This is a genomic window from Psychrobacter sp. H25 (genome assembly GCF_059076335.1).
The window spans coordinates 2,037,813-2,058,859 of record NZ_JCACRV010000001.1; the positions used below are offsets into that span (position 1 = coordinate 2,037,813).

Here is a 21,047-nt window from a genome sequence, read left to right on the forward strand (position 1 = left end):
CATCTGTCTCTGATTCTAGCACAGATGTCTCTACAACAACTGATGCGACACAAAACAGTCAGGGCCAGCAAATGTGGGGCGGACGATTTAGCGAAGCGACGGACAGCTTCGTTGCCGCTTTTACTGCTTCTGTCGGCTTTGATCAACGTTTTGCTCGTCACGATATTCAAGGCTCAATTGCCCACGCAACGATGCTCAAAGAATGCGATATTCTAACCGCTGATGAAACGGCCACGATTATTGATGGACTGCACCAGGTATTACGCGAGATCGAAGCAGGCGAGTTTAACTGGTCAATCGCTCTTGAAGATGTCCACATGAATGTCGAATCACGCCTAACTGACATTATAGGCGCAGTCGGTAAAAAACTACATACTGGTCGTAGCCGTAATGATCAGGTAGCCACTGATATCCGTTTATGGTTACGTGAAGAGACTGATAATATTATTGCCCTGCTAGTGCGTTTACAAAGCGGCTTACTTGATCTGGCTGATCAACATACCGATACCATTATGCCTGGTTTTACACACCTACAAACCGCCCAGCCTGTGAGCTTTGGTCATCACGTCATGGCTTGGTTTGAGATGCTATATCGTGATACTGAACGCTTGGTTGATGCCCGCCACCGTATCAACCAGATGCCACTTGGTAGCGCAGCCCTCGCTGGCACGACTTTCTCTATCGATCGCACCATTACCGCCGAGCTATTAGGGTTCGAAGGCATTTGTCAAAATTCATTAGATGCGGTCTCAGATCGTGACTTTGCGATTGAATTTACCTCAGCTGCCTCTATCCTGATGATGCATATGTCTCGTATGAGCGAAGAGATTATTCTTTGGATGTCAGCACAGTTCAACTTTGTACAAATACCAGATCGCTTCTGTACTGGCTCATCGATCATGCCACAAAAGAAAAACCCTGACGTGCCTGAGCTGGTACGTGGCAAGGCAGCACGTGTTTTTGGTCAGCTCATGACATTGCTCAGCTTGATGAAAAGCCAACCGCTCGCCTACAATAAAGACAATCAAGAAGACAAAGAGCCTTTGTTTGATTGTGTCGACACGCTGACAGGGTCGCTTTTGGCATTCGCTGATATGCTACCAAACATCGTCCCGAATAAAGAAAGTATGCGCGCGGCGACAATGAAAGGCTATGCTACGGCAACTGATTTGGCAGATTATCTGGTACGCCAGGGCGTTGCCTTCCGCGATGCGCATGAAGTGGTCGGTAATGCGGTTGCGCTAGGTATCAAAGAAGGTGTCGATCTCAGTGATTTATCATTAGCACAGTTGCAGCAATTCAGCGACGCTATTGGCGAAGATGTTTTTGATTATCTAACTCTAGAGGGCTCGCTTGCCGCTCGTGACCATTTAGGTGGTACTGCGCCAAACCAAGTTAAGAAAGCTGTGGTCAATGGCCGCGCTCGCTTAAAAGCCTTTGCCTAATCAGTCGATTGAGCTAGCTGATCCAAAATAGTGGCTAAGCTATGGCTGACGATCAATATTCGTGATATCGATACCCAACACCCGCATCTGTAGCGGGTGTTTTTATTTATCGTACTAAAATTTATGCTACTGAAATTTACAGTGCTGAAATTTAAGACACTAAGACCTACGCTACTAAACTGACAATTGCAAACGTTACACCAGATATCCTTTGCTAAATCTACCAAGACCGTTATCATGGTCTCATAAGATTATGTGATTTCACCCAATATAATAAATAAGGAGTACCTTATGACTGAGACTTTTAACCCTCAAGCCAATACCGTCTTTTGTCGCAAATACAAGCAAGAACTGCCAAAAATGCCGCATCCGCCTTTTCCAAACAAAAAAGGTCAAGAGCTACAAGAAACGGTATCTGAAAAAGCATGGAAAGAGTGGCTTGAACATCAAACCATGCTCATCAACGAAAATCATTTGAGCATGATGGACCCTGAAGCCAAAAAATTCCTGACCGAGCAACGTGATAAGTTCTTGGACAATGAAGACTACGAACGCGCCCAAGGCTGGACACCAGAAAGCTAATCTTATCTTACTATGTATTGGTAATAACCACAAAAAAACGCGCTAACTATAGCGCGTTTTTTATCATAAGTAGACTGTGCTGACTGCGTTATCAGTCATCATTACTTTCCAACGACTCATAGTCGTCGACTGACATGGTACTGACTTGACGAGCAGCCAGACGATCATTGGCTTCTTGTACTGCTTTTTCGACCATGGCGTAGTCTGAATGGCGTACATCTTGACCACTGATGTAATTGATGACTAACTCTGCTACATTTTGTGCATGATCGCCAATGCGTTCAAGCGAACGCAAAATCCACATAATATTGATGACCTTTGAGACTTGTCTAGAGTCTTCCATGATATAGGTCATCAATGCTCGGATAGCGGATTGATATTCGTTATTGACCACACTGTCATTGCGCATCACTTCAAATGCCTGCTCTGCATTTGATTGGCTAAAGGCTTCTAGCGCGTTGTTGAGCATCAATCTTACTTGATTACTCAAGTGCTGTACCTCAGCATAGCCATAAGACGACTTGCCTTGTGCTGCAATTTTGCTTGCCATTTTCGCGATTTTTACGGCTTCATCACCGATACGCTCTAAATCTACCACCCCTTTACTGATCGACATGACTAAGCGTAAGTCTCCCGCTGCAGGCTGACGCTTCGCCACCAATAGCAGAATATGTTCATCGAGCTCAACCTCCATTCGGTTGATATCAAAGTCCATCTCGATGACCTCTTGCGCCAGTATCTCGTCTTTGTCAATCAGTGCATGGATCGCTTTGGCCACTTGGTTGGCAGCGCTATCACCCATGTACAAAAACAAACGAATGGCTTCATCAAGATCTTGGTCAAAACTTTTGGAGATATGCTTATCACTTTGCATGAGAGGTATTCCCTGAAATCTATATTTTATGAGCTCAGTGTGTGCTGGCTGGATAAAACAGTTCGGCTCACAATGTCCTATTGAGCACTTGGTGTTTGATCCAGCTTCAGTTTTAACGCATTACTACTTACCTTTGGTATCACTCGATATCAACCATAGCGACCAGTGATATAGTCTTCTGTAGCTGTTTGGGCAGGCTTAGTAAATATCTGATCGGTCTCACCCATCTCAATCATATCGCCCAAATACATATACACCGTGTAGTCAGACACACGGGCAGCCTGCTGCATGTTATGCGTGACAATAGCAATCGTATAGTCGTTCTTGAGATCCTCAATCAACGCCTCAATCGCGCCAGTTGAGATAGGATCAAGTGCAGACGTTGGCTCATCGAGCAGTAGAACTTCAGGTTTGGTCGCGACGCTACGGGCGATACATAGACGCTGCTGCTGACCACCCGATAGTGACAGACCTGATGCTTTTAGTTTGTCTTTCACTTCTGGCCATAGCGCTGACTTTTTCAGCGCCCACTCCACGCGGTGATCGAGCTCGTCTTTGCTCAGCTTTTCGTAGAGTCGTACCCCAAAGGCGACGTTGTCATAGATAGACATAGGGAACGGTGTTGGCTTCTGAAAAACCATACCGACCTGTGCTCTTAGCAGGTTGACATCGACGTCTTTACCTAGAATATTTTTTCCATCGAGATTGATCGTACCTTCTGCACGCATACCCGGATATAGGTCATACATACGGTTAAAGGTACGTAGTAGCGTAGATTTACCGCAACCTGAAGGACCGATAAAAGCGGTAACTTTTTTATCTGCGATATCAATGTTGATATTCTTTAATGCCTGAAAGTCATCATAATAGAAGTTTAGATCTCGCACTTCCATTTTTGCCGCAGGCATGTTTTTCGGTATATCGTGACGGGTTTGTTTGTTGAAATCAGTCGCAACGGGTTGCTGTGATTTTTGGTTATTTGACATAGGTCTACTCAATAGGCTGTCTGTTGCCGTATCAAAATCATTTGTTGTGGTTTTTGTACGGGCTTTGCTTATGACATCATTCATAATATTATTCAACCTATCTTAATTGATTTCATATAAATTTGAGTGAGTATCTGCTGCGATATCACAGGGTATCAGGACTTATTTAACCTGACCTCTATTACCAATAAATCGTGCTAATACGTTTAGTACCAAGACAGACGCCGTGATAAGCAGCGCCGCTGCCCAAGCCAACATATGCCAGTTATCATAAGGACTCATAGCAAACTGATAGATGGTGTTGGGTAAGTTGGCAATCGGCTGACCCATATCGGTACTGAAGTACTGGTTGTTAAGTGCCGTAAATAGCAATGGCGCCGTCTCACCTGTGATACGAGCAAAGGCCAATAGCACACCAGTTGTCAGTCCCGCTTTAGCCGCTTTGACCGTGACCTGCGTCACCATCTTCCACTTAGGCGTACCAAGTGCGTATGCCGCTTCGCGTAAACTATTAGGCACCAAGTTGAGCATGCTCTCAGTCGTACGCACGACCACTGGAATAACAATCAATGCTAGCGCTAATGCACCTGCCCAACCAGAGAAGCTTTGACCTTTTACCATCAGCGCATAAATAAATAGACCAATAACAATCGAAGGCGCTGACAATAAGATGTCATTCAAAAAACGAGTGACCTTACCCAGCATACTCCCTTTAGAAAACTCAGACAAATAAATACCAGTCATAAGACCAATGGGCGCACCGATAAACAATCCTGAGAACGCGAGCATTACCGAACCAACAATAGCGTTACGCAAACCACCAGCACTCATAGGGGGCGGCGTATCAGCGGTAAAGATGGGTAACTCCATCATTCCCTGAAAACCTTCAACAAATAATGTCACTAGAATCCACGACAACCAAAACAAACCAAAAACCATGGCTGACATGGCAAACCCTAGCCCAAGCTTATTGGTCCAACGGCGCTTGTTATAAAGACTCTTGTTATAATGTGCTTTAGAGCTTGTCTTGACTGGTAGTGGTGCGTTGAGCGCATTGTTAGAAGGCATAGTCTTTATTTCCCATATCTTTTATCAATATCAAAGTCTGATACATGACTTATCGGTTGCCCGCTTTATGATCCATACGCATAAGCATGAGTTTGGCCAAAGACAGCACAATGAAGGTAATGACAAACAGTATTAAGCCTAAATGTAGTAGCGAGGCCAAATGCAGCTCACTAGAGGCTTCGGCAAACTCGTTGGCCAAGGCAGAGGTAATCGTCACACCAGAAGTAAACAGACTTGGACTGATATTGAAAGCATTACCTATCAAGAAAGTTACCGCCATGGTCTCGCCAAGTGCGCGCCCCAGACCCAAGATAACGCCGCCAACAACCCCTGCTTTGGTATAAGGGAGGATAATCTTAAACATAACTTCCCACGTCGTCGCGCCCATACCGTAGGCAGATTCTTTGAGCAAATCTGGTACGACAGAGAAGACGTCACGCATGGTGGCTGCGATAAAAGGAATAATCATGATAGCCAGCACTAGAGATGCCGTGAACATCCCCAGTCCCATAGGAGCACCTACAAACAATTTACCGATGATAGGTAGAGGACCGATGTGCTCAATAAACCATGGCTGGATATGATCGCCAAAGAATGGTGCAAAAACAAACAAACCCCACATACCATAAATGATAGAAGGGATACCGGCCAATAGTTCAATGGCAATACCCAGTGGTTTTTTGAGGAACTTAGGGCACATCTCAGTCAAAAATATTGCAATACCAAAACTGACGGGCACGGCAATCACGATAGCGATGAGTGAGGTGACTAGCGTACCGTAAATAGGCGCAAGCGCGCCGTACTCATTGGCGACCGTGTCCCAATTGTTGCTGGTATAAAACCCAAGCCCGAACTCTTGAATACTCGGCCAAGCACCAACGATGAGAGAAACTAGAATGCCCCCTAAAGATAGGAGGACCAGTATGGCAAACGCTTTGGTAGAGTTGACAAATAAAGCGTCGTAACGTTTTTGTTTAGCCAGTTGGGACCTTAAGTCTGTCATAAGTGTCTCAGCATTGAATAGAGTGAATTCAAAAAACCAGTGTGTTTGTTCAGCTTTATCACAACAAGCCCACCCGCATAATCATTAACGATCCTGTGTGCCAATGGCAACTGCTCAATATATCCATCAGTACTGCAGTCAATGTTACGGTCAAAATTGCTGTGATAAAACCTCTCAAACAACCAGGCTCTCTTTAGAGTGGTTGTTTGAGAGTCTAACTATGTCAAAATCAAGAGTAGCAACTTACTGCGCTGGCTTATAAACTGGCTGACCGTCGCTACCTTTTACGTCGTTCCATTTTGCTTTGAATAGAGCCACTGCCGTATCAGAGAATGGGACATAATCTAGGCTCATAGCGCTATCATCACCTTGGGTATACGCCCAGTCAAAGAAGTTCAACACGCCAGCAACTTGCTGAGGATTCTCTGGCTGCTTGTGTACTAAGATAAAGGTTGCAGCAGCGATAGGCCATGCTTGCTCAGTCTCAGAGTTGGTGATGACTTTATAAAAGCCTTCTTGTTGTGACCAATCGATGTCACCTGCGGCGGCAAATGTCTCAGCAGATGGCTGAACGATGTTGCCCGCGGCGTTCTTCAGTGCAGTATGTGACATGTTGTTTTGCTTAGCGTATGCATACTCAACATAACCGATAGAGTTTTTCATACGGTTTACATAGCTTGAGACGCCTTCGTTACCTTTACCACCTGCGCCAGTCGCAGAGGTTGGCCACTTAACCGTTTTATCAACACCAACCGTATCTTTCCAATCTGGTGATACTTTTGCTAGATAGTCAGTAAAGTTGAACGTCGTACCTGAACCGTCTGAGCGGAATACCGTTGTGATTGCCGCATCTGGCAAGGTCAAATCTGGGTTCATAGCTGCGATAGCCGGGTCATTCCAGTTGCTAATTTTACCTAGATAGATGTCTGCCAAAGTCGTACCATCTAGCTTCAAGGCACCTGGCTCAATACCATCAATATTAACGATAGGTACGACGCCGCCGATGACCGTTGGGAACTGGATAAGATCAGATTCTGCTAGCTCTTCAGGTGTCAATGGCGCATCAGAGGCACCAAAATCGACAGTCTTTGATTGAATTTGTTTGATACCGCCAGATGAACCAATTGACTGATAGTTAACTTGCCCGCCAGTCGCACCATTGTAGTCATAAGACCATTTGGCATAGATAGGCTGCGGGAATGACGCACCTGCACCCGTGATGTTCATTGCGATGTTTTCAGCAGATTTAAAACCAGCATCAGCAGCAGTCGTTTCCTGAGTCTGAGTAGTGGTCGTAGCGCTACTAGTATCAGCGGCAGCGGTTTCTGTCGTATCTGTTGACTTATTACACGCCGTAAGCATTAAGGTGCAACTGACGGCTACTGCTAATAACGAATAACGCATGTAGAACTCCTGAAGTTTAACGACGATATAAAAAAGCATTGTTTGTGATATGCGTGATATCTTGCCAAATCTTTATGACAATTTAATGACAACCGTCGCAATCTTTTATTCGCTTTACATAATATTTAGACAACCTCTGCCTAGCCCAGTGATACCAAGCGATATCCATTATTGGTACTGAGTGGCCTATTGGATAAATATATTAAACATCGCATTTGGAGTCTGATACTTACGTTCAAATACTATTAGCTGTTAGTACAGAATTTTGCTAGTATGAAAGGGATTTACAACACTGACAGACTCGGGGTGCGGTGTAGCATTGGCCTACTTTATTAAGCGTTTATAGTTAAACATTAATAACAGTAGCCGCCTATCTACATTCGCTGAGAGATCACCCGCCGAACCTGATGCGGTTAGTACCGACGCAGGGAAGTCTTAAGCACTTTGTTATTGATGACAAAGGACGCGTAGAAATACATTTTTATCATCACTACTGTCTGAGTATGCGTGCCGCATGAGCAGACAACGAGCGAAGATACAAAGCTGCGTCCCCTATTTGATGACCATTTTCCGCGGCAATTTTTTGCTCGCTTTTAGGTGTCGATAGTCCAAACTTGTCTCAATGATAGATGCTGCACCCGCAGATACTGGCGGTGTTGATTTTATTCAAAAACCAACACGCTAGGACAGCATATGACTATCTCAGACAGCACTTTAGACAACACCTCTTTAGACAGTGCCTCAGCTGCACAAACGCATAACCCAGCCAACAACATACCTCTTACCTCAGACTCTACTGACACCGTCAAAGCAGACAAAAAAGCAGACGCCCTAAAAACGCCTGCCCACCGTGCTGCCAGTGATGCACGCTTTGAAGAAGATGCACGCGACTTGCACCGTATCCTACCTGCCTCTCGCAAAGTCTATATAGAAGGCTCAAGACCTGATATCCAAGTACCGATGCGCGAAATCAGCTTGGCGGATACACCAGTTGGCGGTACGGGTGATAAAGACGATGAGCATAATCCGCCGTTTTATGTTTACGATACTTCAGGCGTCTACACTGACCCCAATGTCGAGATTGACTTGACAAAAGGCCTACCAAAACTGCGTGAAAACTGGATCGCTGAGCGTGGTGATACAGAGCAATTAAGCGGTCTATCTAGCTCATATGGTCAAGCACGTGCTCGCGATATCAGCACTGCCAACCTTAGATTTGCTCATATTGATAAGCCACGCCGTGCTAAAGATATTGATGAAAAACCAGGGAATGTCACGCAGATGTACTACGCGCGTCGCGGCATCATCACCCCTGAGATGGAATATATCGCCATACGTGAGACGCAAAAACAGCACGAACTGACCGATATGCGTCAACATGACGGTGAGAGCTTCGGCGCCAATACACCCACTATCATCACCCCTGAGTTTGTCCGTGATGAAGTGGCAGCTGGACGTGCCATTATTCCAAACAACATCAATCACCCTGAATCTGAGCCGATGATCATCGGGCGCAATTTCTTGGTGAAAATCAATGCCAATATCGGTAACTCAGCGCTAGGTTCGTCTATCGATGAAGAAGTGTCCAAAATGACGTGGGCCACACGTTGGGGTGCTGATACCATTATGGATTTATCAACGGGTAATCATATTCATGAAACCCGCGAATGGTTAATCCGTAACTCGCCTGTACCGATTGGTACCGTACCGATTTATCAAGCGCTAGAAAAAGTTGATGGCGTCGCAGAAGACCTAACATGGGAGATTTTCCGTGATACGTTGATTGAGCAAGCAGAGCAAGGCGTGGATTATTTCACTATTCACGCGGGTGTCCTACTTCGCTATGTACCGCTCACTGCAAAACGCCTAACGGGTATCGTCTCGCGTGGCGGCTCTATCATGGCGCAGTGGTGTCTGGCGCATCACAAAGAGAGTTTTTTATACACGCATTTCGAAGACATCTGCGAGATTATGAAGCAGTACGATGTAGCATTTAGTCTAGGTGATGGCTTACGTCCTGGCTGTCTACAAGATGCCAATGATGAGGCGCAGTTCGGTGAGCTACGTACGCTTGGAGAGTTGACCAAAGTCGCATGGGAGCATGACGTACAGGTCATGATCGAAGGCCCTGGGCATGTGGCGATGAACCGCATCAAAGAAAATATGGACTTGCAGCTTGAGCTGTGTGCGGATGCGCCTTTTTATACCTTGGGGCCATTAACCACAGACATTGCACCGGGCTATGACCATATTACTAGTGCAATTGGGGCGGCGATGATTGGCTGGTTTGGCACTGCCATGCTCTGCTATGTAACACCAAAAGAGCACTTGGGTCTACCAAACAAAAAAGACGTCAAAGACGGCATTATTACTTACAAAATTGCCGCTCATGCTGCTGATTTGGCCAAAGGTCACCCCGGTGCGCAGGCACGTGATAATGCACTATCCAAAGCGCGTTTTGAATTCCGCTGGGATGATCAGTTCAATCTGGCGCTCGACCCTGATACCGCGCGCGAATATCACGACGAGACCTTACCAAAAGACGCACACAAATCAGCCCATTTTTGCTCGATGTGTGGTCCGAAGTTTTGCTCCATGAAAATCACCCAAAACGTACGTGAGTATGCAGCAGGTTTGGACAAAGACGCCGTGAATAAAAAAGTCACACCGCAATCAGGCGACTTAAGCGATGCGGATCATTTGATTAAAAAAGTCGACACTGAACTGGTCGGACAAGTTGGCGAAGCCAGTGCTGAGGAAGTCCGTCAAGGAATGGCTGAGATGATGGAGAAGTACAATAAGGAAGGACGTCAGTTGTATAAAGAAGTGTAATAATTTTCAAGTAATATTTTCTATACAATAGAGATTTAGATTTCACTAGGTCTCTATTTTTTAAGAGTAGAAAAGTATAATCATATTAATATTTTTATTTCTTTAACTTCTGCTAGGATTTCCTGATCAGCTATAATAAACAATAGCATTTCTATTAAATAGGCGGACTTCGTACCACTATAAATTTGCTCAGCTATTCTACTAATCAAGTTGCAGTAAGCATGATATGCTTCTTGTGGCTTAAGATATATATCTGAAAACTCATTAAGCTCTTTGGCATGGACTATGTTTAATATTGTCTGTATATCAAAATTGACTAATGATTTATTTCTACTATTTGGCATAGGAAAATATTTGTGATTTATAACATTTTTATTTTCATATTTTAGAATAAGCCAGTTTAGTGAATAGGCTACTCTTGCATCATATATAAAATATTTATCAGGATCTAAAAAAGAAGCAACTTTAGAAAGAGATGAAATTGTTTCAAAATTTTCTTTAGAAAGCTTTTTTATTTTCAATTCCTGTTTAAACTTGGATACTTTTCTAATATTTCTTTCCGTAGGCTTAAACCCATAAATTCCTCCCCAGCTATTGATAATCCAAAAATCTAGTTCAGTATTATTACTACCTTTTTGATACTGATATCTTAGGAGGTCTTTTAATATAATATTTTTCCTAAAAACACTATCTGTATTGCTAATTTTTCTATAATGTGAGCTTCAAGCACGGATACATCTATTTTAAAATCATAAATAAATCTTTCTTCTAAGTCTATCTGTTCACTATATGACTTTATCTTATCTATAATACTGTGCATATAAAACCTCTTGAGGAGTACCACTAAGAGCAATACCTACTGGTACTCTAAAAATAAACCCTTACACCTTCGACGCCTGATAAATCTCTTCAATCGACGTATTAATAGTATCAGCAAACTCGCTATCGCTTTGTTGCTTACTCAAGCCTTCGGTAAAGGCACGAGAGAAGCTCGCAATCATACCGGGGTTTTGCTTGAGCTTAGCGCACGCATCGGTACGGCTATAGCCACCCGATAGCGCCACGACTTTGAGCACTTTTGGATGATCAACCAACTCTTGATAAAATCCTGCTTCTTCAGGCAATGTCAGCTTAAGCATCACTTGTTGATCGTCACCCAAACGCTCAAGATTACGTAAGATATCGGCTTTTAATAGTAGCTCACAATCATGTTTTTGCGCGCTGTCGATATTGACTTCAGGCTCGACGATTGGCATGAGACCCTTTGAGATGATTTGCTTGGCCACATCAAATTGCTGCTGTACCACCAGCTCAATACCATCAGCGCTTGGCTCATAGATGACTGAACGCATCTTGGTGCCAAATACTGGATAGTTTTTTGCTTTATCCAATAGCAGGTCTAGATTAGGCATCGGCTTCATTACCTGTACGCCGTCCATCTGCTCAGCCAGCCCTTTATCTACCTTTAAGAATGGTACAATATTTTTGTCTTCCCATAAGTAGTTGGCAGTCGACTTACCATTGACGTCGCGCTCCATGGTGTCTTCAAATAAAATAGCGCCAAGCACACGTTCCTTGTCAAAACAGTCACATGTCATGATACGCGCACGCATTTCGTGCACCAAATCAAACATCGCCTCATCACTATCGTACGCTTCACCGCTAACACCATAGTTCTCTAGCGCTTTTGGTGTACTGCCGCCGCTTTGATCAAGCGCCGCGATGAAACCTGAGCCATTTTTTATGTGCTGTAATTGCTTATCGTATTCCATTGAGGATGCATCCTGTTTTTATTGGTTGAGGTCAAATATCATAACGAGACTGTGTGGCTCATATAAACCATGCTATTTGTAAACAACCTTATCATAGGTTGGATTGTCTGCCTATATAGGATACGTGTCAGCATCTCTAAAATTACTTTTATACAACTATTTTGGGTAAGCACTATGCCAAAAAAAGCACGCCCACACAGCTTACAGCGAGTAGTAACCCCACTATATTGATACGGTTAAGCCGCTCTTTGAATACGCCTACGCCAATTAATGTTGCCACCGCAATAACACCGACATTCATACCCGTAAAGACGATACTGGGTGAATCAGACAATACTTGATGGGCACGTACGTAGGCATAGATATTACCCATGTTTAGCGCCCCAAGTAACAGACCTGCTATGAGTGCGTCTCTTTGCCAGCGTACCCGGCTGATAAGTAGATAGATAAAAAGCAGTGTACCTGCCATACCGAAGCTCACAAACAGCGTCAACGGAAAAGCGGCTCCTTGTTTGGCGACCTGTTTGAACAAGATATCAATAATGCCGTAGCCTGCCCATACCCCGAACAACCATAGTGGCGTGTGCTTTGCTTGCCGAGTAATGTCATTATGCTGTGGTCGATAGACAAGCGCACCTAGTGCCAAAAACCCTAGTGCCAGCCCAAGTATACGAGTACCCGTCAACACTTCACCAAACAATAGAAAAGCAGCGACAATGGGGATAATCAGTGATAAGCGCTGAGACGCATCCGTTGCTACCATGCCGACTGCTTCAATAGCACGGCCCAGAATGATAAATATCGCGGGCAACAATACCCCAAGCGCGATGATAATACCCCAAGCACTATCAAGCGCATGTATGGCACCAATATCAGGCTGTAATAATACCCACGTCAGTAAAAATGCCACCGGATACCCTGCCACGATAGTCTGACGTATATCTATGTTTTTTTGACGCAATACTTTTAAGAGTACAGAGACAGCAACGCTGCATAGCACCGCGATTGTTAAATACATCATTCACTTCTACCTTGTTTGACCTCTATATTGAGTGCTTGTTTGTATACCAGTAGTACCTGACTTAAGCCACTTTATCTATCCAACGGGCGCCTGATCACATCATAACTGCCAACGCTATACTTAAGCACATGAATAGTGAGTTAGATAAGCGCGCTGTAAAAGGTAGCAAAATATATTTTTTGCAGCAATCCATTTATTATTGCCCATACCAAAGCGCTGGCAATGAGCATCATGGGTGATCAAATTACAATTAGCATGCAGGTATGATGGGTAATTTTGCTAAAATAGCACCTAACCCCAATCACAAAAGTAAAGATTTGAGATAACGAGAATTCTCGTTCATCTCGACGTACTGCTATTGATGTTTTATTGCTGCCTATGAATGCTCTATTTCGCTTTTTTGAAAACCGTCTACCCGCCTTTCCAGACACCCCTATGCCGCTGCCATCACCTCGCGATGGTATGCTAAAGTTCTTATGGGTATGTACCAACGGTCTGCGTGGCTGGCTATTGCTCTTTATGGTTTTGTCGGCTGGTATCGGTATCTATGAGGCCATGCTGTTTGCGTGGATTGGTGATATCGTCGACTGGCTAGGTATCTATACACCGCAAAACTTATGGGCAGAAAAAGGCGATATGCTATTGCTTATGCTTGCGGTGATGATTGTCAGCCCGTTGTGGATTGCGTTGTCATCGTTTGTCCATTTTCAAACCTTGCAGGGTGTTTTCCCTATGCAAATGCGCTGGCGTTTTCATCAACGTATGCTTGGTCAGTCGATGCAGTTTTATCAAGATGAGTTCTCAGGGCGTGTCTCCGCCAAAGTCATGCAGACCGCACTCGCTGTCCGCGATACGGTCATGACTGTCACTGATATGTTTATGTATGTCTCTGTCTACTTTATCACCTCAGGGGTGATTTTATTTAACCTAGACAGTCTGCTGCTCATACCTTTTATTATCTGGCTAGTGTTGGTAGCACTAACGATTTGGTACTTTATTCCTAAGCTCAAAGATACTGCTATTGTGCAAGCTGATGCTCGCGCCTTGATGACAGGGCGCATCACCGATGCTTATGCCAATATCATGACCGTCAAGCTCTTTAGCCATTCACGTCGTGAGCTGGGTTATGCTAAAAACGCCATGGGACAGTTCTTGGGTACGGTACATGCACAAATGCGCTGGGTCAGCTATCTGGAAGTCTCAACCCACCTCATCAGTGTCATCTTGGTCAGTAGTACCGCAGGTATTGGTCTGTACTTATGGCAACAAGGCGCTGTGGGTGTCGGGGCAATTGCAGCAGCGACCGCTATGGCGTTACGTCTAAATGGTTTGACGCGCTGGATCATGTGGCAGACGGCCAGTTTATTTGAGAGCATCGGTACCGTGCAAGACGGTATGCGTACACTATCAGCGCCGCAAACGATCATAGACAAACCTGATGCAACAGCGCTTACGGTCACTGATGGGCGTATTGTATTTGAGCATGTTGATTTCAGTTATGAATCTGAAGAAGAGGAACGCACGCAAGACAGCAAGTCTCATGATGGCACTACGCATACACCTAGCTCATCTACCAAACTGCTAGATAACTTCCATCTCGACATCAAACCAGGTGAAAAAATTGGTTTGGTCGGGCGCTCAGGCGCTGGTAAATCGACCTTGGTCAACTTATTGCTGCGCTTCTTTGACGTTGATAGCGGAAAAATCTTGATCGACGGTCAAGCTATTGATGCCGTCACTCAAGAATCCTTGCGTCAACAAATAGGTATGGTGACTCAAGATACCTCGTTGCTGCATCGTACTGTGCGTGAAAACATCGCTTATGGTCGCCCTGATGCTACTGACGCAGAGATTATGTTTGCAGCAAAACAAGCCCAAGCATGGGACTTTATCAAAGACTTATATGATGATAAAGGCAATACAGGTCTCGATACGCAAGTGGGTGAACGCGGAGTCAAACTCTCTGGCGGTCAACGTCAGCGTATTGCCATCTCACGTGTTATGCTAAAAAACGCGCCGATTCTGCTCTTGGATGAAGCAACAAGTGCGCTAGATTCTGAGATTGAATATGCAATTACTGAGAGTCTAAATGACATCATGACAGGCAAAACGGTTATTGCTATCGCCCATCGACTCTCTACAATTGCTGCGTTAGATAGACTGGTCGTCATGCATCAAGGACGTATCATCGAGCAAGGTAGCCACGATGAGCTACTAGCGTTAAACGGCGTCTATGCCAGATTGTGGCAGCGTCAAAGCGGTGGCTTCTTAGGTGAAGACAACTAAGACTCACTAAAACGATAAGCCAATAGATCAAAAAAAATAAATCAAAAAAAATAAGTCACAAGGAAGTGTTTATTTTATGGACGCATTCACACGCAGCATCGCCCTTAGCGGAAAACAAGCACGCTACTATAACCTTAGCCAGTTCAATCAGCCAGTAGAGTCGATGATGACTCAGCGTGCGCCAGCGCACTTTTATGGTGGTAACAGTTTTACGGTTGGTACCTACATGCCACTACTGAGTGAGCTGACGGCTGAATTTGAGTTGAGTTCACTTGCCTTGCGCGGTTACTGGTATGATAAACCGCACAGCCGTCGCCTCACACGTGAGCAAGATGCTGATATGCTGATTAAGTTTTTAGAACAAACGCAAGATAAGCCTGTCGTGGGTATTGGACATTCGCAAGGCGCAACGGCCACGGCAATCGCTGCTGCCAAGCGTCCAGAGCTGTTTTCGCAGCTGTATCTCATAGAACCTGTCACATTTACCAAAAACCAAGCCACTTTATATAATTTATTACCTCGCTCTGTACTGCTTAGCCAAGAACCATTCAAAAGCACATTAACCAAGCAACCGACGTGGTCGAGTACCGATGACTACTATCAGAGCCTACGCGCGCAGCGTGCTTATAAGCGCATCAGTGATACACACTTGCAGATATTTGCTGAGCAAAGTCTAAGCAAAAATACTGATGGCAGCTACACGCTTATGTTTGCACCTGAGCAAGAGCTGGCAAACTATTTTGGTGCGCCTCATATTGATGCTGCGCTCAAAAAATTGAGCTGCCCTTATACGTTAATCACCGGTAAGCCTACCTTGTTTATCAGTGATAAAGTACGTAAAAAGTGGCACAAGTTTGTACCTGATGGCAGTCTGATCTCATTACCAGATTATGGTCATCTACTGCCGATTGAGGCGCCTACACTCTGTGCCCGAGTCATCAATGATCATCATCAAAACAGCAAATAGCGACCACTAATCTATGACTGATCTCTTTGCCCCTGCTCCTACCGATAATTTATTGCCTTATGATGGTAAAGTTAATGATTTGGGCATAATTATCGACGACGCTCATACTCTCTATGACACTTTATTAGATGAGTTACCGTGGCAGCCAGACATCGTGAGATTGTTTGGTAAGACCCATGTGACGACTCGCCAAGTTGTCTGGATGGGAGAGAGGGATGCCGATTATCAGTATTCAGGGCACAAACGGCAAACAGTACCGTGGTCAAACGCAGTGTTCCACGTGAAACAACAGATTGAGCAAGCGTTGGCAAATATTGGTGTTGTGACCGATTTTAATACCTGCCTGCTCAACTACTACCCCTCTGGGGCCGACGGTATGGGTTATCATGCGGATGACGAAAAAGAGCTTGGTCATCAGCCAATTATTGCCTCTCTATCTCTAGGTGCCACACGCAAATTTGTTTTTAAGCATAAAAAAACTCAAGACAAAGTTGAACTTCATCTTGAGTCTGGTCAATTGATTGTCATGCATGGCGCGACGCAAAACTTTTGGAAGCATACTGTCACTAAAACAAAAGCAGTCGCTACTGGGCGGATCAGCCTGACATTTCGGCATATGCTCACCCGTTAGTAACAGCGCTATACCAAGCCATGTGTAGCGTGAGTCACCTAGTAGTTATACGCGGTTAATAGTTAGGCTCAGATCTTAGTTATGCACTACGATCCAAAAAACGCTCTCTGTAGCATTGGTGCGCCGCCTCACAGACACTGGCAGTATAACTGGCATTAACACCGCCTGCGACCACCGCACCCACTGCTGGGATAATCTGCGCCGCTTTTGTTTTGACCATATTGGTCGCCACTTTGGTTGCCGTTTGACGTACTACCCGCGACATTACCTCTTCATTAACTTGGTTAAATGCCTGAGTCTGCGGATCTTTGACCATTGCATCAGTATTATCCAAAGCAGCTTTGCGCTCCTCGGCAGATGCAGACGTCGCCACCGCTAACAAAGACATGGCAAACAACTGCTCGCCTTTATTATTAATATCAAAACCATAGTAAGTCGCATACTCACCAATCGCACGTAGATTTGCCGTCATGAGACCGACCACGTCAGCAGGGATACCTACCCAACCGGCGACTCCAGTGGTCACCCCTTGGGCACTCGTCAAAGCCACATATTTACTTTTAAACAATTCAACCTGTTTATCAACGACAGCGATCGGTAAGCGTTCAATATCAGAGAATGTAGTGATAGAAGAGCCTGCGATATCAGACTCGTTTTGATAAGTATTGATGACGTCCTGGGTATTCAATGTCCAGTTTGCGGCATCACTCAAAGCGGTGATAGACTGCTCTGTGGCTTTTGTCAGCGCATCACCGAATTGCGGCATACTCATAAGCGCGTCACCTGCTTCAACAATAGGTTTGTTGATAACGGACAGCGCTTTATCAAGTACGCTTTTATCAGGGTTTTTCCACGCTTCTATGTCTTCACGGACTTTGGCTTCATAAGCAATGTGATCATTTGTTTTTTCGTTAGTAGTCATATTAGTCCCTTTATTAGTATCGTTCACTTTTTATCTTATGATAAATAAGCAGCGACTACAGGGATGTTCTGTTGTCCAACATAAAACTTTTGTATGAGTTGTTAAGTCATCAGTTGGTTTTATTAGGCTTCAACAGAAATCCCCTTACTAATAAGTTTGACTAAATACTGCCTAATACTCGAGCGATCTTGACATTCAATCAGCAGCTGACAAGACAATTTTGCCAAAAGAATCGCCTTTTTGTAGCTCATGATGAGCGGCAACGACTTCAGATAATGGATAGATCTTTTGAATCTTCAAAATCAGCTTACCATCAGCAACTTGCTGTAAAACACGTGCCATATCTTCACCGTTACGTTGCGACTTATAACCTGCCACGTTTAGGTTTTTTTGACTGCCTGCTTCTTTGAGCTTATCTACCCAAATGGTGGGTAATACATAGACATGACCTTCAGGCTTCATCACGCTAAGTGCGCGTATCCCTGCATCACCGCCGACCAAATCTAACAGCACATCCGCTTGCAGCTCAGGAAAATCCTCATCCTTGGTGTAATCAATCCAGCCTGCCAGCTTAGATACCTCTATCAACTCATCAAGCTTAGCGTACTTTTCTGGTGAGCAAATAACCGTTACTTTGATATTATCTTGCGCCACTTTGTTCATAAGTAATTGAATCAATAAATGACCAACGCCGCCTGCTGGTGCATTAATTACCACGTGCTCGCCTGCTTTTATATCCGCAAAATCTACAAACTGTAATGCGGTTTGACCAATACAAGGCAACGCCCCCGCTTGCTCCAGCGTGACACTTTCTGGTACTTTTGCAAGCAACTTGGCATCTACTGCGGCATATTGTGCATAGCCACAACCACTAAAGCTCAAAGCAGCCACTCTATCACCGATAGCAAACTGGTCGCTATTACTGCTGACGACCTCGCCTGCTACATCAAATCCTAAAATTGCAGGCTGGTCATTGTCGAATTTTTCTGTTTGGATAGCAGTCGCTCCCCACCCTTTACCTTGCCGCGTCTTATAGTCCACAGGGTTGATACCAGCATAGGCAATTTTTATCAATACTTGCTCATCGGCCAGCTCTGGTACTGCCACACCCTCTTGATATTGCATGACTTCAGGCTCACCAAATTCGCGTATGAGTACTGCATGCTGAGTGTTCGGTATTTGATTATTAGACATCGTTATATATCCTTATATATTATCGGGCAATTTATTTTTTACCCATTTATTGACTAGCACTTCATGTCATAGATTTTTTTATAGAAGCTTTATTTTATAGAAATTTACTGATTATTTTTTCGGTACGGTAATGCTGTTTTATGGCAAGGCCAACTCTGCGCTAATCGGTAGATGGTCTGATAGCGCCGACCAAGGCTTACCAGTGTGTACCCATGCATCTTTGACTATCAAATTACGCACATAGATACGATCTAGGCTGAGTACTGGCAGTTTTGCTGGAAACGTCGGTAATAGTTTACCGTGACAATCCTTAAATGCTTCTATCATACCCAGCTCGGTTGCAAGCTTGTCACAAGACATCTTTTTCCAGTCGTTAAAATCACCTGCCAATATAAGCGGTTGATCAGGCGCAATCTCATGTCGCACGTAGTCGCTAATCGCTTGATACTGCTTGATACGATCACGCTCAAACAAATTGAGATGCGCGCATAATACAACGACCGGTCTCTCCCAACCATTAGGCTGTACTTCACAGTGTAAGACGCCGCGTTGTTCAAGCTTATTGACGGTAATATTGACGTTGTGTTTTGGGTCTAACGGGAACCGGCTTAATACGGCATTGCCATGATGACCATTCTCATACTCTGAGTTTTTACCATAGCTGTTTTCTAGATCTAAAAACTCACCAAACCATTCATGCTGTGACTGATCTGGGTATTCATTGTATTGCATGTTGCGCTTTAGGTTCTGTCCCTGCACTTCTTGCAGACACAGTATATCTGCACCGACAGCCTCTAGCGCTTTGGCAATACCTTGCATTTTTACTTGGCGGTTTAGTGGTGACATGCCTTTGTGAATATTGTAGCTGGTCAACACAAAAGAGCTGGTCGTCATAAATTTGTTCGTCATAAATAGATCAGCAAGCAGATGAATACGCTACTGAGTATAACAGCAGTCGTATTTATCAGCAGCAGTTAATCAGAGATAACTCGTAGTAGTATTGCTAAGCAAAACCGATAAACCCATCACAGCTTTTGTGACTAATGATAATAGAGCACAACCGCTGCGCTATATGGCTAGCAACGATTGTGCAGGTTAGAACGGAGACCGAACACTGCCTTTTTTAACTTAAGACAAATAGCTATGTTACGGATTTGTGTTTGTCCAAAGGGGTCATGCGCGGGATATCTGGTATATCTGTCAATGCAGGGTCAATGACAGGTTGTGGGTTATGAACGATGCTATTGATACGTGCTTTTAGTTGTAAAAAACGACTGTCTGTCACAATATCGGGAGAACGAGGCCGTGCGAGCGGTACTTCAATAATCTCTTGAACCTCTCCTGGATTTGCCTTGAGTACCACGATACGATCTGACAGTAACACCGCTTCATCCATATCATGCGTAATAAATACGATGGTAATATCAATATTACGCCATAGATCTAGTAGATGCTTTTGCATTTTTTGACGTGTATAAGGATCAAGTGCACCAAATGGCTCATCCATGATCAACACCTTTGGCTCGTTGACCAGTGCGCGCGCAATCGCAACACGCTGCTTCATACCGCCAGACAGCTGGTGTGGATAGTGGTTTTCGTATTTGGTCAGGCCGACCACATCTAGCCACTCGCGAGCACTGCGCTCGGCACTCGATTTGCTACGTCCGCCCATGATAGGACCAAACATGACATTTTCTTTGACTGTCTTCCAAGGAAATAACGTATAACCTTGAAAAACCATGCCGCGGCTAGCACTTGGGCCTTTGACTTTTTCTTTATCAACGACTACCTCGCCGCTAGGATACGCATCTAAGCCTGCAACGATACGCCCCAGTGTTGACTTGCCGCAACCAGAAGGACCAATCACACATACAAACTCACGCTCATAGATTTTTAGGCTGACATCTTTCAATATTACTTTTTGGCTACCACCTTGATCAAACGACTGTGTCAATTGATCAACTTGCAACACTACATTTCTCTGATACAAAGCTTTGAAATAATCAGTGGCACCGCTATGGGTGGTGCGAGCACTATCTGCAGGGACGGAAGAGACCATA

Annotated in this window: 18 protein-coding genes and 1 riboswitch; of the genes, 6 read left to right on the forward strand and 12 right to left on the reverse strand. The window is 44.5% G+C overall.

Annotated elements, in window-relative coordinates:
- Window positions 1-71: 71 nt before the first annotated feature.
- Window positions 72-1,445, forward strand: a complete 1,374-nt coding sequence (gene argH, locus AC5JPO_RS08235) for an argininosuccinate lyase (RefSeq protein WP_493854025.1) — start codon at window positions 72-74, stop codon at window positions 1,443-1,445.
- A 291-nt stretch (window positions 1,446-1,736) separates the two neighbouring features.
- On the forward strand, window positions 1,737-2,027 hold the full coding sequence (locus AC5JPO_RS08240; RefSeq protein WP_238036003.1) for an oxidative damage protection protein: 291 nt from the start codon (window positions 1,737-1,739) through the stop codon (window positions 2,025-2,027).
- A gap of 91 nt (window positions 2,028-2,118) precedes the next feature.
- On the opposite strand, the gene phoU is transcribed toward AC5JPO_RS08240, so the two are convergent.
- The 5 genes from phoU to pstS form a co-directional block, all read right to left on the reverse strand.
- Complete coding sequence (gene phoU, locus AC5JPO_RS08245) at window positions 2,119-2,901, reverse strand: phosphate signaling complex protein PhoU (RefSeq protein WP_443525061.1); 783 nt, start codon at window positions 2,899-2,901, stop codon at window positions 2,119-2,121.
- 149 nt (window positions 2,902-3,050) lie between these two features.
- On the reverse strand, window positions 3,051-3,971 hold the full coding sequence (gene pstB, locus AC5JPO_RS08250; RefSeq protein WP_493853807.1) for a phosphate ABC transporter ATP-binding protein PstB: 921 nt from the start codon (window positions 3,969-3,971) through the stop codon (window positions 3,051-3,053).
- Between the two features lie 78 nt (window positions 3,972-4,049).
- Window positions 4,050-4,835 (reverse strand): phosphate ABC transporter permease PstA, encoded by a 786-nt coding sequence (pstA, locus tag AC5JPO_RS08255; protein WP_493844467.1) that lies wholly within the window; start codon window positions 4,833-4,835, stop codon window positions 4,050-4,052.
- 169 nt (window positions 4,836-5,004) lie between these two features.
- On the reverse strand, window positions 5,005-5,958 hold the full coding sequence (pstC, locus tag AC5JPO_RS08260) for a phosphate ABC transporter permease subunit PstC (protein WP_319050716.1): 954 nt from the start codon (window positions 5,956-5,958) through the stop codon (window positions 5,005-5,007).
- Between the two features lie 243 nt (window positions 5,959-6,201).
- Window positions 6,202-7,362, reverse strand: coding sequence for a phosphate ABC transporter substrate-binding protein PstS (gene pstS, locus AC5JPO_RS08265; RefSeq protein ID WP_443525058.1), 1,161 nt, complete (start codon window positions 7,360-7,362; stop codon window positions 6,202-6,204).
- 292 nt (window positions 7,363-7,654) lie between these two features.
- A riboswitch (TPP riboswitch) is annotated at window positions 7,655-7,810 on the forward strand.
- 245 nt (window positions 7,811-8,055) lie between these two features.
- Here pstS and thiC point away from each other — a divergent pair.
- Window positions 8,056-10,194 carry a phosphomethylpyrimidine synthase ThiC gene (gene thiC / locus AC5JPO_RS08270; RefSeq protein ID WP_493853808.1) on the forward strand — a complete coding sequence of 713 codons (2,139 nt, stop codon included), beginning with the start codon at window positions 8,056-8,058 and terminating at the stop codon, window positions 10,192-10,194.
- 80 nt (window positions 10,195-10,274) lie between these two features.
- Here thiC and AC5JPO_RS08275 read toward each other — a convergent pair whose 3' ends face one another.
- The 3 genes from AC5JPO_RS08275 to AC5JPO_RS08285 form a co-directional block, all read right to left on the reverse strand.
- Window positions 10,275-10,715 (reverse strand): hypothetical protein, encoded by a 441-nt coding sequence (locus AC5JPO_RS08275; RefSeq protein WP_493853809.1) that lies wholly within the window; start codon window positions 10,713-10,715, stop codon window positions 10,275-10,277.
- A 360-nt stretch (window positions 10,716-11,075) separates the two neighbouring features.
- Window positions 11,076-11,966, reverse strand: coding sequence for a fructose bisphosphate aldolase (locus AC5JPO_RS08280; protein WP_493853810.1), 891 nt, complete (start codon window positions 11,964-11,966; stop codon window positions 11,076-11,078).
- Window positions 11,967-12,138: 172 nt separating this feature from the next.
- A complete protein-coding gene (locus AC5JPO_RS08285) occupies window positions 12,139-12,987 on the reverse strand; it encodes an EamA/RhaT family transporter (RefSeq protein ID WP_493853811.1) in 849 nt (282 codons plus the stop codon).
- Between the two features lie 378 nt (window positions 12,988-13,365).
- Between AC5JPO_RS08285 and AC5JPO_RS08290 the strand changes: the two genes are divergently transcribed.
- The 3 genes from AC5JPO_RS08290 (at window position 13,366) to AC5JPO_RS08300 (ending at window position 16,871) form a co-directional block, all read left to right on the forward strand.
- Window positions 13,366-15,273, forward strand: coding sequence for an ABC transporter ATP-binding protein (locus AC5JPO_RS08290; protein ID WP_493853812.1), 1,908 nt, complete (start codon window positions 13,366-13,368; stop codon window positions 15,271-15,273).
- Between the two features lie 76 nt (window positions 15,274-15,349).
- A complete protein-coding gene (locus tag AC5JPO_RS08295; RefSeq protein ID WP_493853813.1) occupies window positions 15,350-16,240 on the forward strand; it encodes an alpha/beta fold hydrolase in 891 nt (296 codons plus the stop codon).
- A gap of 13 nt (window positions 16,241-16,253) precedes the next feature.
- Window positions 16,254-16,871: an alpha-ketoglutarate-dependent dioxygenase AlkB family protein gene (locus AC5JPO_RS08300; RefSeq protein ID WP_493853814.1), complete on the forward strand. Its 618-nt coding sequence runs from the start codon at window positions 16,254-16,256 to the stop codon at window positions 16,869-16,871.
- A 79-nt stretch (window positions 16,872-16,950) separates the two neighbouring features.
- Here AC5JPO_RS08300 and AC5JPO_RS08305 read toward each other — a convergent pair whose 3' ends face one another.
- The 4 genes from AC5JPO_RS08305 to AC5JPO_RS08320 form a co-directional block, all read right to left on the reverse strand.
- Window positions 16,951-17,793 (reverse strand): EcsC family protein, encoded by an 843-nt coding sequence (locus AC5JPO_RS08305; protein ID WP_493853815.1) that lies wholly within the window; start codon window positions 17,791-17,793, stop codon window positions 16,951-16,953.
- 195 nt (window positions 17,794-17,988) lie between these two features.
- Window positions 17,989-18,987, reverse strand: a complete 999-nt coding sequence (locus AC5JPO_RS08310) for an NADP-dependent oxidoreductase (RefSeq protein WP_493853816.1) — start codon at window positions 18,985-18,987, stop codon at window positions 17,989-17,991.
- 138 nt (window positions 18,988-19,125) lie between these two features.
- On the reverse strand, window positions 19,126-19,881 hold the full coding sequence (locus AC5JPO_RS08315) for an endonuclease/exonuclease/phosphatase family protein (protein WP_319050726.1): 756 nt from the start codon (window positions 19,879-19,881) through the stop codon (window positions 19,126-19,128).
- 247 nt (window positions 19,882-20,128) lie between these two features.
- The gene (locus AC5JPO_RS08320) at window positions 20,129-21,046 is read right to left on the reverse strand and encodes an ABC transporter ATP-binding protein (RefSeq protein WP_493854026.1); all 918 of its coding nucleotides are present in this window, start codon (window positions 21,044-21,046) and stop codon (window positions 20,129-20,131) included.
- Window position 21,047: the final 1 nt, after the last annotated feature.